Below are 733 nucleotides of genomic sequence, written 5' to 3'. Positions count from 1 at the left end.
AGCGGAGGCGCCGAGATCAGCTCTCGAAGCCAAATGTTCTTCACCCGCTGGGGTGCTTGCACCCCGAGGGGTGAAGGTGATTTGGCGGAGGAGAGCCAGGCGCCGAAGCTGGACAGAAGGAAGAAGCCGAGACGCTTTAGGTTAAGCTGGAAAGGGCGCACGGTGGATGCCTTGGCACTAGGAGCCGATGAAGGACGGGGCAAACGCCGAAACGCTTCGGGGAGCTGTAAGCAAGCGTGGATCCGGAGATGTCCGAATGGGGGAACCCACTGTCCGTAATGGGGCAGTATCCATGCCTGAATCCATAGGGCATGGAGGGCACACCCGGGGAACTGAAACATCTTAGTACCCGGAGGAGAAGAAAGCAAACGCGATTCCCTGAGTAGCGGCGAGCGAAACGGGAACAGCCCAAACCAAAAGGCTTGTCCTTTTGGGGTTGTAGGACCGCTCATGATGGGAGTGAGAAAGGAACGGGGTAGACGAACCGGTCTGGAACGGCCGGCCGGAGAAGGTGAGAGCCCTGTAGTCGAAACTTCGTTCCCTCCCGAGCGGATCCTGAGTACGGCGGGACACGGGGAATCCCGTCGGAAGCAGGGAGGACCATCTCCCAAGGCTAAATACTCCCTAGTGACCGATAGTGCACCAGTACCGTGAGGGAAAGGTGAAAAGCACCCCGGGAGGGGAGTGAAAGAGAACCTGAAACCGTGTGCCTACAAGTAGTCAGAGCCCGTTG

General features: G+C 58.5%; 1 rRNA gene. It reads left to right on the top strand.

Features of this window, described 5'->3' with window-relative positions:
• Nucleotides 1–139: 139 nt before the first annotated feature.
• Nucleotides 140–733, top strand: a 23S ribosomal RNA gene (locus tag GJ1_RS17425); the annotation flags it as partial.

It is taken from the genome of Geobacillus jurassicus NBRC 107829 (genome assembly GCF_001544315.1).
Lineage (GTDB): Bacteria > Bacillota > Bacilli > Bacillales > Anoxybacillaceae > Geobacillus > Geobacillus jurassicus.
Note: the sequence above shows the minus strand (reverse complement) of the source record. Positions and strands in the feature narration are given on the sequence as shown.